The organism is Clostridium sp. BNL1100 (assembly GCF_000244875.1).
Taxonomy (GTDB): domain Bacteria; phylum Bacillota; class Clostridia; order Acetivibrionales; family DSM-1351; genus Ruminiclostridium.
This window is the reverse complement of record NC_016791.1, coordinates 3,131,676-3,147,401: the sequence shown is the minus strand read 5'-3', so window position 1 is coordinate 3,147,401 and position 15,726 is coordinate 3,131,676. Positions and strand designations below refer to the sequence as shown.

The window sequence follows — 15,726 nt, the reverse complement described above, 5'->3', positions numbered from 1 at the left end:
AAATACTAGTTAAGGATTTTTAATGTGAAATCTCATAATAACCGTATATATATGAGGAGGTATACATAAGAAGGGAATAAAGGATGTTAAGTGATCTGATAATAAATGCAGCTATACTTATTTCTTTTTTAAGCATAGCAAGTCAATTCTATAGAGACCGAGATTTAGAAATACAATCCCGCCCTATTTTTAAGCTTTTGGCAGGAGTTGTATGTGGGATTTTAGGTATACTTCTAATGTGGTATAGTGTCAGAATCCAAAACAAAACGCTGGTGGATTTCAGAAATATAGCCACTTTGTTGGCAGCTACTGTAGGAGGAGGATTATCGGCTGTTGTTTCAGGCCTTGTGATGGGAGGCTTCAGAATTGCATATTTTGGACTTAACAGATATTCTGAGGCTGGGGCAGTTGTTATTACATTGGTAACAATAGGAATTTCGTTGATTTTTAAAACAAGAAGGTCTCAGGGGAAGAAATGGTTTGTATCAACAATATACATGACCATTGTAAGCTGTGGTGTTTACTTTTATATTTTTCAAAAAAATTTATCAATCCTTTTTACAATTTACCCATACTTTATTCTGGGAACTGTTGTCGTCAGTTATACAGTATATAAATATATGATATATCTTAATAACATGAGCTTATTGTTTAGAAAGCTAAAAGAGGAATCAACCAAAGATTATCTGACAGGCCTTAACAATGTAAGGGAATTTAATAAATTATTCAGGCTTGTAATAGAAAAGGCCGTAAGCAATAATCAAAAATTCTCTTTACTTTTAATAGATATAGATTTTTTCAAAAAAATAAATGATACACATGGTCACCAGGCAGGAGATAGGGTCTTAAAAGAAATAGGAAAAATATTAAGGCAAAATTGCAGAGCAGATGATAAGATTTCACGAAATGGGGGTGAAGAATTTTCAATTTTACTCGAAAATGCTTCAAACAATAAGGCTATTGAAATAGCTGAAAGAATCAGGAAAATAATTGCTGATAATGAGTTTGAGATTTCTTACGGCAGGAAAATTAATGTAACAATATCCATTGGTATATCTTCCTATCCTGAAACAGTCACAGATATAACACAGATAATAGAGAGGGCTGATGATGCTCTTTACAAAGCAAAGCATACCGGAAGGAATCTTGTGGTTTCAGATAAAGTTATATCAGAATAATTTATAAAATAGTTTTTAAAAAGGATAATTTTTTAAATAAATTATGTAAATAAATATTACATTTCCCAGAAATGGTCTTGTTCAAGAAATTAGAATGTGCTATTCTTTTATCAGTGGAATAAGTGTATCAAGAATATACAATCCTAAACTTAATATTATGTATTTTGGTACTGGAGGATAGCATGGAAAAGTTGAACTTGGTATTAAGACATTATAATAAGGTTAAACCTATGCACTGTAATATTGTGAGCGGTGATACTCAAAAAGTATTCACTGTTAAGTTATGTGAAGATGAAAAAAATGGTGCTCAAATTCTAAAGGGAGACCCCGTGCTAATTGGCTTTCTTAATAGTGACGAATCTCTTTATCTAAGCGGCGGCAATATAGTAGGTGTCTTACCAAAAGAAGAAGAATACATAATCCACGCGAATAATCCTCAAAATATAGCTTCCGATACTGAAAGAAGACAATACGAGAGATTCCCTACTTCACTGACAGGTGAAATTAAGCTTGTAAATTCCAGCAAAAGAGAACCCATATGTATAAAGGATTTCAGCTATGCAGGTATGTGCATATATTCTAACGATGAGTTCAATAAAGACGATGAGGTTGAGATTAGTGCATTCCTTAGCAATAGTGTTATTAAATATGATGCAACCATAGTCAGAAAAAACGTAAACTTCGGAAGATGTGAGTACGGTATACAGCTGATGCACAGGGACAAAAATTCTATGTATGCGACACAGAATCAATTAACATCTTTTATACTCAGTGAAAAAGAGATTATGTACAGGCATTTGCTAAGCGCAAGTTTAAAATTTTAGTTTGTAAGGAAAATAACAAAGGGATATTAATTGAAGCAGATTTATTGGATATTGGTATTGGAAATAGTTTATACCAATATTTTTTAATGAATTTATGTACACTAATATTAAATTCATAAAAATACGTAGCAAACAGGGAGATTATTATGAAAGAATACAGAGTAATGGATAACGTATACCTTTTTAATAGTTATATTGATGCAATTGATCTGTCATTCAATCAGTTTCTTGTTTTAACTCCAATTCCAATGCTAATTCATACAGGAGCCATAGACCAGACTGAAGTGTTACTTCCAAAAATCAAGGAAGTATTGGGCAGTCGCCCTTTGGAGTATGTGTTTATTTCACATTTTGAATCAGACGAGTGCGGTGGTCTGGCACTTTTAAAAAATTTCTATCCCGAAATAAAAGCTATATGTTCCCAGATAACGGCAAGACAACTGATGGGCTTTGGAATTACTACCAATATTGTAGTTGTTAATCCTCAGGACAAGATGAAAATTGGAGACAGTTTGTTTGAATTCATATCATACCCTTCTGAAATGCATCTTTGGGAAGGTTTAATGGTGTTTGAAACAAATCAGGGAATACTATACAGCAGTGATATCTTTACCAGAACCGGTAAAATCCAAAAGCCTATGGAGGATTCAAAAATATATGAGGAGATACAAAATATCAACTCGCAGAAAGTGCCGTCTCAGGAAGCTCTTGAACGCCTAAAAAAAGACATTTCAGCCTTGCAGTTAAAATATCTGATGTCTGGTCACGGACCATGTCTGAAACTTTTCTGAAAAATTTATATCTTTTCTCAAAAAGTCAATAGTTGACATAAATATTGGATAAATTTATAATATTGTTTGTAAACATAAGCTAAATTTAGTAAACCTTATAAATTCAACGGTAAACTAATTATGCAAACAAATAATAACTTATATCAGGCGGAATTCGTTTATGAATTTCGCCTTCAATGAAAGGATACATAAAATGGGGAAAAAGGTTCTTGTTGTTGACGATACTGTTTTTATGCGTACTTCTTTAAGACTATTACTTGAAAGAAATGACTTTGAAGTTGTAGGTGAGGCTGACAATGGTCTTACAGCTATTAATAAGTATCGGGAATTTATGCCCGATGTAGTAACAATGGATATTACAATGCCGGAAATGGACGGTTTGCAGGCTTTAAAAGCCATAAGACAAATCAATGCCAATGCAAAGGTTGTAATGGTTTCTGCAATGGGGCAGGAAGCTCAGGTCAGAGAATCTATATTGCATGGAGCTACAAGCTTTATTGTTAAGCCATATAAAGATGAGCATGTTATAAACACATTAAGAAAAATCGCCGATTCGTAACTTTTCTTTTTTTATTCACCTAATTACCTAATTTTGCCATATAAGATAATATCATTAATTTGTACCCGTAATTACGGGTGGAGGTACATTATGTCAGAGCAATCCAGTAATGAACCAATGCTTGAGATATATTTGTATGAAACAGATCAGCTTATAGAACAGCTTGAAACTATTATAATTGAAAGTGAAAAAGTCGGTAATTATACCTGTGAAACTGTAAACGAAATATTTCGAATAATGCACACTATTAAAGGTTCTTCAGCCATGATGCTATTTAATCATATCTCAACTTTGGCACATGCACTTGAGGATTTGTTCTTTTTTATCCGTGAAGAAAAAAATCAATATGTTAATTTTTCTGCCATTTCTGATATAGTTCTGGATGGTGTAGACTTTATCAAGGTTGAGCTGCAAAAGATCAAAAGAAACGATACTGCTGATGGTAAGGCGGATAATCTTATTGCAGGTATAAGAGACCTTTTAAGTTACATTAAAAAGGACAGTAAAGTTAAAGAATCGGTAAATCAAAATAGTGATTGTACAAAGCAGGAAAATGCTTTAGTAAGCACTTCCCTAAAAGAATTTCAGGCAGTAATCCGATTTGAGGATGGCTGCGAAATGGAGAATATCCGCGCATATTCGGTTATTCATAATCTAAAGCAGATTACAGAGGATTTTTACTATATACCGGATGACATCGTAGATGATGATAATAGCTCCAACATCATACAAAAAAACGGTTTCAAAATATTCTTTAATTCAGATAAGACATATGAAGAATTACATGATTTTTTCAGTCAAATAATTTTTCTGAAGGATTTGGAACTGGTTCATAATAATAGTCAGGACTGTGGAAAACATGAGGAGGCAAATAACAAATCCCAAGAAGGAATGAAATCATGTACCAACACACATCAAAGTATGATAAGTGTCAGTGTCTCAAAACTTGATACCCTTATGGATCTCGTTGGAGAAATGGTTATTGCCGAAGCCATGGTTACGCAAAATCCTGATTTAAAAAATTTAGAGCTGCCTGATTTTTATAAAGCAGCACGACAAATGCGAAAAATACATAATGAAATTCAACAGATGGTAATGTCTATAAGAATGGTGCCTTTGGCAACTTCTTTTCATAAAATGCACAGGATTGTACGTGATATGTGCAAAAAGCTTGATAAAAAGGTGGATCTGGTTTTAATGGGAGAAGACACTGAAGTTGATAAAAACATTATTGAGCACATATCCGACCCCTTAATGCATCTCATAAGAAATTCCATAGACCACGGAATAGAAACAGCCAAAGTAAGATTAACAGCAGGAAAACCGGAACGTGGTACTCTAACTCTTGAGGCGAAAAATTCCGGTAGTGATGTATTGATTATGGTGAAAGACGACGGACAGGGACTTGATAAAAACTCAATAATGAATAAAGCAAGAGAAAACGGTCTTATATATAAGCCTGAAAATGAAATGCCGGATAGGGAAATATACAACTTGATTTTTCTTCCGGGATTTACTACAAACAACAACATTACTGAATTTTCAGGCAGAGGCGTGGGAATGGACGTAGTTGCAAAGAATATTGAAGCAGTCGGAGGAAGTGTGTCTGTTGACAGTACCGAAGGGAAGGGTACCGTAATTACGCTTAAAATTCCCCTTACACTGGCCATTATTGATGGTATGAACATAAAGGTAGGCAATTCAAGGTTTACAATTCCTACGACAGCTATCAAGGAATCTTTCAGACCGGGTAAAAAAGATTTAATAACCGACCCTGACGAAAATGAGATGATAATGGTAAGAGGAATATGTTATCCCGTATACAGGCTTCACCGCATTTATAGCATAAAAACAGAAATAACTGAATTTGACCGGGGAATATTGTTAATGGTCGAACAGGACGAAAAATCCATATGTATCTTTGCTGATGAATTGCTGGGTCAACAGCAGGTGGTTGTTAAAACACTGCCTCCATATATTAAGAAAATATACCAAAACTCTGATTTTACAGGCTGCACTTTGTTGGGGGACGGAAATATAAGTCTTATATTTGACGTATCCCGACTTATTTTGACAAATAAATTATAACATCTTAATAAAAAGGAGCTGTGATTATGGAAAATGCAATAGTTCAGGAAATAGACGAACAGGATGAAGATACTCAAAAAGACAAATTTCTTACATTTCTGTTAGGAAAGGAATTTTATGGAATGGAAATAAGGCATGTAACGGAAATCATAGGGATACAGCCAATAACTGAGGTTCCGGAACTGCCAGAGTACGTCAGGGGTATTATTAATCTAAGAGGAAAGATAATTCCGGTAATTGACGTAAGATTAAGGTTCAAAAAGCCTTTCAAGGAGTATAATGACCGGACTTGCGTTATTGTCATCGATATTGATGACCTCTCGGCAGGACTGATTGTAGATAGTGTATCTGAGGTAATAACAATACCGGAATCGGATATAGTTCCGCCCCCGGATATTAAGAAAACAGGGAACAGATTTATAAAAGGTATAGGCAAAGTAGATAATGATGTTAAAATGCTGCTGGATTGTGAGAAATTGTTGAATGAAAATGACGTAGAAATGTTAATTAATTTTAATAATTAGGGGGCCTTTCACAATGAAATGGTTTAACAACTTAAAAATAGGAACAAAGCTTGTATCAACATTTATAATTGTGGCACTATTAGCGGGAGTAGTTGGAATAGTAGGTATAATCAATATCAAACAGGTAGATAAAAACTATACCGAACTTTATGAAAACTTTGGTATAGCTACCGCTAACATAGGAAAGGCAAGTACAGACTTTAATAGTATCCGGGCAGTAACCAGAGATATATTGCTTAGTAATAGTGTTGAAGACAAGAAAAACTACAGCAACCAGATTAAGGACCTGGATAAGGATGTTCAATTAAACCTTAAAGAGCTCTATGATTCATTGCAAACTGAGGAAGGACAAAAAGCATATAAGGCACTTAATGAAAATCTAAACAAGTACAATGAAATCAGGGACAGGGTAATAAATATGTCAATTGCAGGACAGAATGAGCAAGCTATTACATTATTCTATAACGAAGGAGCGGAACCTGCAAAATTAGCAAAACAGTACATAGATGAATTATTTGACCTAAAGGAAACTGGTGGAGTGGAGAGATCAGAAGAATACTCCGGAGATACGGACACTACTGTTTACATGATGGTTGCGGTTGTGGTGATAGCGGTGATTGCAGCAGTACTTCTGGGAATTCTTATTTCCAGAATAATAAGTGTTCCCGTAAATAGGCTTGTTATTGCTGCCGAAAAAATTGCAGACGGTGATTTGAATGTGGATGTTAAGGAAAATTCTAAAGATGAGATAGGAATGCTTGCTTCAGCCTTTAAAAAGATGTCGGACAATTTGAACGATGTCATATCCAGTATCAGTTCGGCTGCGGAACAGGTATCCTCAGGCTCCAGACAGGTGTCTGATTCCAGTGTGGCACTTTCTCAGGGCGCAACTGAACAGGCCAGCTCAATAGAAGAATTAACTGCATCCCTTGAAGAAATATCGGCCCAAACAAGATTAAATGCTGAAAATGCAACACAAGCCAGCAGTCTTGCGGAAAATGTAAAAACAATAGCTTTAAAGGGCAACAAGCATATGAAGGAAATGCTCAGTGCAATGGATGACATTAACGATTCGTCAAGTAATATTTCAAAAATAATCAAGGTAATAGATGAGATTGCATTTCAGACAAACATACTTGCCCTTAATGCAGCTGTAGAAGCAGCAAGAGCAGGACAACACGGAAAAGGTTTTGCAGTAGTTGCAGAGGAGGTCAGAAATCTGGCTGCTCGTTCCGCAAACGCCGCAAAGGAAACTACCGATATGATTGAAGGTTCAATACGTAAGGTAGAAGGTGGAACAAAGATAGCCAATGAGACTGCAGAAGCACTCGAACTGATTGTGGATGGTGTTGCCAAGGCTGCTGATCTTGTAGGTAATATTGCGGAAGCATCAAATGAGCAGGCTGCGGGAATTGAACAAATAAATCAGGGCATTATGCAGGTTTCTCAGGTAATTCAGGCTAACTCAGCAACCTCTGAGGAAAGTGCTGCTGCAAGTGAAGAGCTTTCCAGTCAGGCAGAGCTTTTGAGCGAACAGGTGGAAAGGTTCACACTCAAGAAAGCTGTACGTTCAACAGACAACTACAGAGGAGACGGTGAAATTAACCCGGAAATACTGAAAATTCTTAATAAAATGAGTGAAAAAAGCAGAAATACCACCCAGAATGTGAGAACTAAAACAATAGATTTAAGCGACAAGGAATTCGGCAAATATTAAATTTTACAAATCTGGTGGGGAATTTTTAATGATTTCTATTACTGAAAAGGAATTTAAACAGTTATCGGAGTATATTGAATATAGATATGGTATCCATTTGAAACCAGAGAAACGGGTTCTTGTAATGGGAAGACTTCAAAATGTCTTAAATTCATTGGATATTGATAACTTTACTGATTATTTCACGCATGTTACCAGCGACAGAACAGAAAACTCAGAACAAATACTAATTGACAGGATTACAACAAACCATACATTTTTTATGAGAGAGGCTGAACACTTCGAATATTACAAAAACAAGGTATTGCCATATCTGGTTCAGAATGTAAGAAACAAGGATTTAAGGATATGGAGTGCAGGATGCTCCACAGGCGAGGAACCCTATACTTTGGCAATGATAAACCGTGACTGTTTGGGAAATGAAAAAGTATATTGGGATACTAAAATTCTGGCTACAGATATATCACAAAAAGTACTGGAAACTGCTTCAAACGGCATATATAATGATGAGGAGCTTCTTCAGCTTCCGGTGTGCTGGAAAACAAATTATTTTAAAAAATATAACAGCCGGAGTTCGGTAGTAAAAGATCTGATAAAGGAGGATGTCATATTTCGAAAGTTCAACCTGATGGATAGTTTTCCTTTTAAGAAAAAATTTCATGTGATTTTTTGTAGAAATGTAATGATTTATTTTGATAATTTCACAAAAAATACACTTATTAATAAGTTTTATGATATATTGGAGTATGGCGGATACTTATTTATAGGTCATTCTGAGTCGATTAGCCGTGAAAAAACTGGTTTTAGATATATTAAGCCTTCTTTGTACATAAAAGAGTAGATGATGCAAATTTTGCTTAAGTGAATTAAAACAGAATTTGTGCAAATAATACTTTAGGAATCAATTTTCAAAGGAGGAATACACAATGTCTGTTAAAAAAATGAGCCAGCCTAATACTGGTATAAAATGTGTTGTTAATACATGTCACTATTATATGAATGGTGATCACTGCACTGCTGAACAGATTGAAGTTCAGCCTAGAAATGCAAGAGACACTCAGGAAACAGATTGTGCAACATTTTTACCTGAAAACCAGTAAGCTAATAGATTTAAAATATTAGACTCAAAAAACGCCATACCTCTTTAAAAAAGGGGTATGGTGTTTTAATGTAGAGCAGACTAACCATATGATTATACAGGAAGGGTTACATGATATGAAAAAAATCAAAGTGCTGGTTGTTGATGACAGTTTATTGTTTCGTGAAGTAATTTCAAGAGGGATAACTATAGACCCGGAAATAGAAGTAGTTGCTAAGGCGGTTGATCCCTTTGATGCCAGGGATAAAATAGAAGAGTATGACCCCGATGTTATGATCTGCGACATTGAAATGCCTAAAATGAATGGTATTGAGTTTATCAGCAGGCTTTTACCGCAGCATATGATTCCAATTATTGTTGTAAGCTCTATTAGTGAAGCTGTGTTCGATGCAATAAAAGCTGGAGCAGTAGATTTTATACTGAAGCCGGAAATGCAAATATCCAAAAACGTAGAAGAATTTATAAACGAATTGATAACTAAAGTAAAAACTGCGAAAAAGTCCAAACTTCCTGAAAGAATCAGAATTATCGGTGAAACTGTCTCCTCGGATATGAAATTTGACAGCAGTAAAATTATTGCAATAGGTGCTTCAACAGGAGGAACTGAGGCTGTTTTCAACATTCTTAAACAGTTGCCGCCAAACATTCCCGGTATAGTTATAGTTCAACATATACCACCAATGTTTTCACGTATGTTCGCCGAAAGACTCAATAATCAAACCGGATTAAGAGTTAAAGAGGCTAGTAACGGTGACTATATTGAAGAAGGAAAAGTACTTGTTGCACCGGGTGATTACCATATGAGAGTAAGAAAAACAGGAGAACGTTACAAGGTTGAAGTATTTCAGAGTGAAAAGGTTAATGGACATTGTCCTTCTGTCGATATACTATTTGAATCAGTAGCCAAGGAAGCCGGGAACAATGCAGTTGGAGTCATATTAACTGGAATGGGTTCTGATGGAGCCAAGGGACTATTGGCTATGAGAGGAAAAGGCGCAAGGACCATCGGACAGGATGAGAAGTCCTGTGTTGTTTACGGTATGCCAAGAGTTGCATATGAAATTGGAGCAGTAGAAAAGCAGACGTCCCTTGAGAATATTCCTAAGATACTGTTCTCAATATTAAAATAAAAGATTTTTATAAACAGTAAGTTAAAAGGAGTTTTATGAATATACAGATTTATGGGGCCAAAGGGTTTGATACACAGAAAGCAGAGAGATATTTCAAAGAGCGAAAAATCAGCTACCAGTATATAGATCTCTTTAAGTATGGAATGAGCAAAGGAGAATTCGAAAGTGTAAAAGCTTCCGTCGGTATAAGTAATTTGATAAATACAGAATCAAAGGAATACGAAAAGCTCAATGTGAGAAATCTAGGAGTAGGCAATGTTGCACAAGAGGTGCTTTTAAAAAACCCCAAGCTCTTTAAAAGTCCCATAGTAAGAAACGGAAAGCTGGCAACCGTAGGCTATCAGCCTGATGTTTGGAATCAATGGGAATAAAAATTTAATGTCTTATATAATAAACTACCTTTACGGTCATACTTCCAATGTCCTTTAGCCTGTGGAACACTAAGCCGGATACCCAGTGAATATTATTTATGCCGTGGAGGCTTGTAAAGATGGAAATGCATAAGTCTGCCGAAATCCATACAAAGCAAATATTGCTGATTAATGCCTTGGTACGCAGTGAAAGAACTTTTATTTTCCTTATTACTACAGGATGGATGCTATAAACTGCTATAAGGGACATTATTCCCCAAATCAGAGTATTCCTTAAACATATTATTCCAAGAAAATTTAAAGAATCCCCGCTGTAATCCCATAGTTCACGTTTCAGAACATTTTGAAGGAGCAGGCCTGTAAAAAGCTCCAGAACGGTAGTAATAAGTATTGCACCAAAAAATACAAGGATGGGGCGTGATTTTAATTTGTCCAGAAGAAATACAACCAAAATTGTACCCACTCCATAAATTCCGCATAAAGGGCTTATGAGAAATCCTCTTTTTATAAACTGCCAGTGATAAACGGATAAATATACTGTTTCCATTAGCCAACCGCAGAAAGAATATATAATAAAGCATAGAAATACATCATAGACCCTTGCCAAATATTTAGATACGTTATAGTTCATATATGCAGCTCTCTTATTGACTTTGTTTAATATCATGCTATGAAATTCAAACAAATTGCGTTACTTTTATATGTGTATTCAAAGTCTTTTAATAATATTTCAATATAAAATTTTGTTAATTGACATTACGGATTTGCTTTGCTAATATCGGGATACATTTATTTATGCTTGCGGAGGAATATTTAAATTGAATAAATCTCAAAAAACTGTAGAAATATTATCACGAATTAACCTCAACGGAAAAGAACTGGTATATAACCTCAAAAGAAGCAGCAGAAGAACAATTTCCATTATGATAAAAAATACAGGACAGATTTTTGTATGTTGTCCGCTAAAAACTCCGATTGCATACATTGAGAAACTTCTGTTTGAAAAAGAGAGGTGGATTGTACAAAAGTTGGATGAAATCAGCGAGAAACCCTCTGCTGTGATAAAAAAATCCTTTGAAAACGGTGATTTGTTTTATTATCTGGGAAAATCATACAGACTTAAAATTGTTGAAAATAATATTATCAAAAAACCACAAGTACGGTTTGAAGAGGAACTAATGGTTTTGGAAATATCGGAAACTGCAAATAAGGACAAAATTAAATCTTTCCTAAAAAACTGGTATATATCAAAGGCCGGAGAGCTTCTGGTTGAAAGAATCAGATTATACTCATCTTTTACTGGTTTATCACCTAAAAAAGTGGCTATCAAAGAGCAAAAAACAAGGTGGGGAAGTTGTAGTTCGAAAGGTAATATTAACCTTAATTGGAAACTTGTTATGTCGCCTTTGCCGATAGTTGATTACGTAGTTATACATGAACTCTGTCACATGAAAGAGATGAACCATTCAGGGAAATTTTGGAGCCTTGTTGAAGCTGTTATGCCGGATTATAAAGTTTACAAAAAATGGTTGAAGGAAAATGGTTGTACTTTATCATTTGATTAAAAATAGTTATAAAATTACATGCAAAAAAGATAAGAATGTACATTGAAATTTAGTTTTATAAAAGTATAATTTTAACGTAATACTACTTAGATTAATATATGAAAAATGATGAATATAATTGGTAACCCGGAGGTATTATAGGATGATTTACAAAAAATACGGTAATACAGGTAAGGATATATCTGCAATAGGGTTTGGAGGTATGAGGTTTCCAAAAACCGGAGATAGTTATAATTACGATAAATGTGCAGAGATAGTAGTACGTGCAAATGAACTTGGTGTGAATTATTTTGATACTGCACCGGGATATAACGACGACCATAGCGAATTTATTATGTCCCATGCTTTTAAGAACATGAAGAAGCCATTCTATGTTTCAACAAAAAGCAGCCGGAAGGATGGATCAAAACTACGTGAGCAGTTGGAGACATCTTTAAAGAGGATGAATCTTGAAAAAATTAATTTTTTCCATATATGGTGTATTCTTAGCCTGGACGATTACAAAAGCAGGATGGTAAAAGGCGGTGCTTATGAGGCTGCGTTAAAGGCAAAGGAAGAAGGACTTATAGAACATATTGTATTCTCAACCCATTGCACAGGGGATGAGATTGAAACAATAGTAAATGAAGGCTGCTTCGAAGGAATGACAGTCGGTTATAATATACTTAACTTCCCGTTCAGGCAAAAGGGTTTGGAAGCTGCTTATAAAAAGGGACTCGGTATTGCTACAATGAATCCCCTTGGAGGAGGTCTGATTCCTCAAAAGGCTGATTATTTTGATTTTATAAAAAGTGAAGACGATAAAAATGTAGTTAATGCTGCATTAAGATTTAATGCTTCCCATGATGAAATAACCACTGTATTAGCCGGAATGGGCAGTATTGACGAGGTAGTTCAAAACTGTAAGGTCGGCGATAACCTGGTTAAACTTGAACAAACCAAGTTGAAGGAAATAGAAGGAAGGCTGTTTAATTCCATGGATAAGCTTTGTACAGGCTGCCGTTATTGCGAGTACTGTCCTAAGGAAATCCCCGTATCAAAATATATGCTTTCTTACAACAATCATATTTTAGGTAATACGGAGGACGTTCTTAATAACCTGAAAGGTCACTGGGGAATTAAGCAGGAGGATGTTAACAACTGTATAGAATGTGGTTTATGCGAAGGAAAATGTACACAGCACTTGCCGATAATAAGCAGGTTGAAAGAAATTGGTGCATTTGGGGATACAAATAAATAAGTTAATATTACCATCAAACTTGGTATTTTGAACTTACTCAGAGAAAATCAGCACATTGCAATAATTAAACATTGCAATGTGCTGATTTTTTGTATTCTTTTAACGAATTATCCTTGAAATTATTTGAAATAAATTCCAAAAACCTTATCTATAACTGGGTTTCAGACATTGTATTTCTATATAAACATTGGCAGAAGGTATTCCTCTGGCTAGAATTAAATTGTCAAAAAAATAACAATGATAGCTGATAAGTGAATGCACTTTACAAGTACTTGAGGAGGGAAAACAAAATGGATGATTGCAAATGCAGTCTGGTTGACGGGATTTTGAATAAGTATGACAATAATAAATCGCACCTGATAGCAGTTTTACAGGAAATCCAGAACGAATACAAATATTTGCCCGAGGATGTTTTAAATTATGTAGCTGAAAAGCTGGAGATTAATCTCTCAAAGATATTCAGTGTAGCTACGTTTTACGAAAACTTTTCTTTGGTTCCTAAGGGAAAATACATTATAAAGGTATGTGACGGTACAGCTTGTCATGTAAGAAAATCAATTCCTATATTAAATGCAATGAGAAAAGAACTTGGCCTGTCTGAAAGCAAACATACTACAGATGATAAGCTGTTTACAGTTGAAACAGTTTCCTGTTTGGGAGCCTGCGGACTTGCACCGGTTATTACAATAAATGATAAGGTACACGCTAAAATGACGCCGGATTCAACAATAGAATTAATAAAGACTTTGAGGAGTGAAGGATAATGAAAATTAATAATTTGCAAGAATTTAAAGCCTTTTCTGACAGGTCGGCACAGGCAATGGAGAAACAAAAAAAGAAGGTTCTGGTGTGTGCGGGAACAGGTTGTGTAGCCGGCGGATCATTAGAGATATACAACAGAATCAAAGAGCTTATAGATGAAAAAGGCCTTCTGGTTGATCTTGAACTGGATTATGAAAAAGAAGGAATAGGAGTTAAAAAGAGCGGTTGCCACGGTTTTTGCGAAATGGGGCCTTTGGTAAGAATAGAACCTGAAAATTACTTGTACTTGAGAGTTCAGATAGAAGATTGTGAAGAAATCGTATACAAAACCCTTATAAACAATGAAGCTGTTGAAAGACTTATGTATACGGCAGATAACAAGGTGTATAAGGCACAGGAGGACATTCCTTTCTATAAAAAGCAGACAAGAATGGTTCTGAAAAACTGCGGAAGCATCAATGCCGAATCCTTTGCAGAATATGTTGCAAAGGGCGGTTATCAGGCCCTGAGCAAAGTATTGTTTGAAATGGAGTCTCAGGAAGTATGTCAGTCCATACTGGACTCCAACCTCAGAGGAAGAGGGGGCGGAGGTTATCCTGCCGGAAGGAAGTGGCAGCAGGTATTAAAGCAGGACAGCAAAATCAAATATGTTGTCTGTAACGGCGACGAAGGTGACCCCGGAGCTTTCATGGACAGAAGTATTATGGAGGGCGATCCTCACGGTGTAATCGAAGGTATGACTATTGCCGGGTATGCAACCAAAAGTACTGCCGGATATATATATGTTAGAGCAGAATATCCTCTGGCAGTTGAAAGACTAAGGATAGCTATTGAAGATGCAAGAAAGCACGGAATGTTGGGTGAGAACATACTAAATTCCGGATTTTCGTTTGATATAAACATAAACAAAGGCGCAGGAGCTTTCGTATGCGGTGAGGGAAGTGCATTAACCGCATCAATAGAAGGCGAAAGAGGAATGCCAAGGGTAAAACCTCCAAGAACGGTGGAAAAAGGACTTTGGGAAAAGCCGACAGTACTTAACAATGTAGAAACATACGCCAATGTTCCTTTAATTATCACCAACGGCAGTGAATGGTACAAAGGTATCGGGCCTGAAAACAGTCCGGGTACAAAAGCCTTTGCCATAACCGGAAACGTCAACAATACAGGTTTGATAGAAGTTCCAATGGGAACAACCCTGAGGGAAGTAATATTTGATATCGGTGGCGGTATCAAAGACAACAAGAAATTTAAGGCAGTTCAGATAGGAGGCCCTTCCGGAGGATGTCTCACAGAGGAACATCTGGAATTGCCGTTGGACTTCGATTCCCTTAAAAAAGTAGGAGCAATGATTGGTTCAGGCGGACTAGTAGTAATGGATGAAGACACCTGTATGGTTGAAGTAGCAAGGTTCTTCATGAATTTCACACAAAACGAATCCTGCGGAAAATGTGTGCCATGCCGTGAAGGAACCAAGAGAATGCTTGAAATCCTTGAAAAGATAGTAAACGGAAAAGGTACTAAAGAAGAGCTTGATTTACTCGAAGAACTGGCAGATACCATAAGCAGTACGGCTTTATGCGGACTAGGTAAGTCAGCTGCAAGCCCTGTCGTAAGTACATTGAAATATTTTAAGGATGAATACTTGGAACACGTTATAGATAAGAAGTGCAAAACACATACCTGTAAAGCTTTAGCTTCTATAGTAATAGAAAAGGAAAAATGCAAGGGCTGCAGCAAATGTGCCAGAATATGTCCAGTTCAGGCAATCGAAGGAAAAATTAAGGAACCGTATACAATTAATCAGTCAAAATGTATCAAGTGCGGTGCCTGTCTGGAAGCATGTCCATTTGCAGCAATAAAGGAGGCGTAAATAAC

At 35.8% G+C, this 15,726-nt stretch carries 16 protein-coding genes; 15 read left to right on the top strand and 1 reads right to left on the bottom strand.

Features of this window, described 5'->3' with window-relative positions; all coding sequences use genetic code 11:
- The first annotated feature begins 83 nt into the window (after window positions 1-83).
- The 11 genes from CLO1100_RS13355 to CLO1100_RS13310 all read left to right on the top strand — a co-directional run bounded on the left by CLO1100_RS13355 (window position 84) and on the right by CLO1100_RS13310 (window position 10,281).
- Window positions 84-1,178 carry a diguanylate cyclase gene (locus CLO1100_RS13355; RefSeq protein ID WP_014314284.1) on the top strand — a complete coding sequence of 365 codons (1,095 nt, stop codon included), beginning with the start codon at window positions 84-86 and terminating at the stop codon, window positions 1,176-1,178.
- Window positions 1,179-1,360: 182 nt separating this feature from the next.
- On the top strand, window positions 1,361-2,002 hold the full coding sequence (locus tag CLO1100_RS13350; RefSeq protein ID WP_014314283.1) for a PilZ domain-containing protein: 642 nt from the start codon (window positions 1,361-1,363) through the stop codon (window positions 2,000-2,002).
- 146 nt (window positions 2,003-2,148) lie between these two features.
- Window positions 2,149-2,793 (top strand): MBL fold metallo-hydrolase, encoded by a 645-nt coding sequence (locus tag CLO1100_RS13345; RefSeq protein WP_014314282.1) that lies wholly within the window; start codon window positions 2,149-2,151, stop codon window positions 2,791-2,793.
- Between the two features lie 193 nt (window positions 2,794-2,986).
- Window positions 2,987-3,352 (top strand): response regulator, encoded by a 366-nt coding sequence (locus CLO1100_RS13340; RefSeq protein ID WP_041700453.1) that lies wholly within the window; start codon window positions 2,987-2,989, stop codon window positions 3,350-3,352.
- Window positions 3,353-3,442: 90 nt separating this feature from the next.
- On the top strand, window positions 3,443-5,440 hold the full coding sequence (locus tag CLO1100_RS13335) for a chemotaxis protein CheA (RefSeq protein WP_014314280.1): 1,998 nt from the start codon (window positions 3,443-3,445) through the stop codon (window positions 5,438-5,440).
- Window positions 5,441-5,466: 26 nt separating this feature from the next.
- The gene (locus CLO1100_RS13330; protein WP_014314279.1) at window positions 5,467-5,964 is read left to right on the top strand and encodes a chemotaxis protein CheW; all 498 of its coding nucleotides are present in this window, start codon (window positions 5,467-5,469) and stop codon (window positions 5,962-5,964) included.
- A gap of 13 nt (window positions 5,965-5,977) precedes the next feature.
- Window positions 5,978-7,681, top strand: coding sequence for a methyl-accepting chemotaxis protein (locus CLO1100_RS13325; RefSeq protein WP_014314278.1), 1,704 nt, complete (start codon window positions 5,978-5,980; stop codon window positions 7,679-7,681).
- A 28-nt stretch (window positions 7,682-7,709) separates the two neighbouring features.
- Entirely contained in the window at window positions 7,710-8,522 is an 813-nt protein-coding gene (locus CLO1100_RS13320) for a protein-glutamate O-methyltransferase CheR (RefSeq protein ID WP_014314277.1), read from the top strand.
- 85 nt (window positions 8,523-8,607) lie between these two features.
- Window positions 8,608-8,781 (top strand): DUF1540 domain-containing protein, encoded by a 174-nt coding sequence (locus CLO1100_RS20295; RefSeq protein ID WP_014314276.1) that lies wholly within the window; start codon window positions 8,608-8,610, stop codon window positions 8,779-8,781.
- A 115-nt stretch (window positions 8,782-8,896) separates the two neighbouring features.
- Complete coding sequence (locus CLO1100_RS13315) at window positions 8,897-9,910, top strand: chemotaxis response regulator protein-glutamate methylesterase (protein WP_041700452.1); 1,014 nt, start codon at window positions 8,897-8,899, stop codon at window positions 9,908-9,910.
- Window positions 9,911-9,945: 35 nt separating this feature from the next.
- Window positions 9,946-10,281, top strand: a complete 336-nt coding sequence (locus CLO1100_RS13310) for an arsenate reductase family protein (protein WP_014314274.1) — start codon at window positions 9,946-9,948, stop codon at window positions 10,279-10,281.
- A gap of 4 nt (window positions 10,282-10,285) precedes the next feature.
- Here CLO1100_RS13310 and CLO1100_RS13305 read toward each other — a convergent pair whose 3' ends face one another.
- A complete protein-coding gene (locus CLO1100_RS13305) occupies window positions 10,286-10,912 on the bottom strand; it encodes a putative ABC transporter permease (RefSeq protein WP_014314273.1) in 627 nt (208 codons plus the stop codon).
- Window positions 10,913-11,099: 187 nt separating this feature from the next.
- Here CLO1100_RS13305 and CLO1100_RS13300 point away from each other — a divergent pair, with 187 nt between their 5' ends.
- From CLO1100_RS13300 to CLO1100_RS13285, 4 genes are all read left to right on the top strand, one after another.
- A complete protein-coding gene (locus CLO1100_RS13300; protein WP_014314272.1) occupies window positions 11,100-11,846 on the top strand; it encodes a SprT family zinc-dependent metalloprotease in 747 nt (248 codons plus the stop codon).
- A gap of 142 nt (window positions 11,847-11,988) precedes the next feature.
- Window positions 11,989-13,086: an aldo/keto reductase gene (locus tag CLO1100_RS13295; protein ID WP_014314271.1), complete on the top strand. Its 1,098-nt coding sequence runs from the start codon at window positions 11,989-11,991 to the stop codon at window positions 13,084-13,086.
- 290 nt (window positions 13,087-13,376) lie between these two features.
- On the top strand, window positions 13,377-13,850 hold the full coding sequence (locus CLO1100_RS13290; RefSeq protein ID WP_014314270.1) for an NAD(P)H-dependent oxidoreductase subunit E: 474 nt from the start codon (window positions 13,377-13,379) through the stop codon (window positions 13,848-13,850).
- On the top strand, window positions 13,850-15,721 hold the full coding sequence (locus tag CLO1100_RS13285; RefSeq protein ID WP_014314269.1) for an NADH-quinone oxidoreductase subunit NuoF: 1,872 nt from the start codon (window positions 13,850-13,852) through the stop codon (window positions 15,719-15,721). The genes CLO1100_RS13290 and CLO1100_RS13285 overlap by 1 nt, the downstream gene beginning before the upstream one ends.
- Window positions 15,722-15,726 lie beyond the last annotated feature (5 nt).